General features: G+C 56.3%; 1 protein-coding gene. It reads right to left on the bottom strand.

What is annotated here, in order from left to right; translation table 11 throughout:
- Positions 1-57 precede the first annotated feature (57 nt).
- The gene (locus ACR0AP_RS20900) at positions 58-1098 is read right to left on the bottom strand and encodes an IS481 family transposase (RefSeq protein WP_480509219.1); all 1041 of its coding nucleotides are present in this window, start codon (positions 1096-1098) and stop codon (positions 58-60) included.
- Positions 1099-1232 lie beyond the last annotated feature (134 nt).

Raw genomic sequence — 1232 nt, 5'->3', positions numbered from 1 at the left:
TGTAGTGGTTCAGATGTGATCTGACAGTTGGCCGTTTTTCCGGCGGCGTCTGTCAGGTCAAGTTTGGTTCAGGAACTTTTCCTTCCAGATCTCTTTGCCCTCGATCATGGTCTGGAACGGCGTTCTGCCGCAACACATTTTACCCTGATGAGTACGCTCGTGGTTGTAGTGGTGCAGCCATTCGTTCAGATCGACTTGCAAGGCTTCGATGCTGTCGTAGAGCTTTTTGCGGAACGCGACCTGATAAAACTCCTGCAACACCGTCTTGTGGAAGCGCTCGCAGATGCCGTTCGTCTGCGGTGATTTCACCTTGGTTTTGGTGTGGTCGATATCGTTGATTGCCAGGAAGAGCTGGAAATCGTGTTTGTCGACACGCCCGCAGTATTCCGTCCCGCGATCTGTCATGATCCGCAGCACCGGCAGGTCGTGCTCGTCATGGAATGGCAGCACCCGGTCGTTGAGCAGGTCGGCGGCGGTGATTGGCGTTTTGGTGGTGTAGAGCTTGGCATGTGCCACCTTGCAATAGGTGTCCACGTAAGTCTGCTGATAAACCCGCCCGACGCCCTTGAGCGTGCCGACATAGAAGGTGTCCTGCGAGCCCAGGTAACCAGGGTGCGCCGTTTCCACCTCGCCGCAGGCTTCATCATCCAGCTTCTTCTTTTCCAGCGCCTGCACCTGCGCTTCGGTCAGGATGCCACCCTCTTCGGCGACCTTGGCTTCCAGGGCCTTCAGCCGGGCCTTGAAGTTGGCCAGATCGTGCCGCAGCCAGATTGACCGGACACCGGAGGGCGAAACAAAGACACCTTGCTTGCGCAACTCGTTCGAGGTGCGGGCCTGACCATAGGCCGGGAAATCGGTGGCGGATTTGATCACAGCCTGCTCGGTCGCGTCGTCAACCCGGTTCGCCAAATTGGGTTTACGCCGGGTGCGTTCGAACAGCGCTTCCACACCGCCTTCTTCGACCGCCGACTTGTAGCGGTAGAACGTGTCCCGGCTGTAGCCCATCACCTGACAGGCTTTCGAGACATTGCCCAGTTCCTCGGCCAGATTCAGCAGGCCGGTTTTGTGTTTGATGATCTTGTCGGTAGTATTCAACATCGTGGTTTCCTCGTTTCGATGGGTTGGTTGGCACCACCATCAAAACGGACAACCATCTCCCTTCAAGGGAACCACCGCCCCCAATCCAATTTGAAAAATTGGGGGCGGTGTCAGATCACATCGAGACTAATTCA

Source organism: Ruegeria sp. AF7 (genome assembly GCF_056541885.1).
Note: the sequence above shows the minus strand (reverse complement) of the source record. Positions and strands in the feature narration are given on the sequence as shown.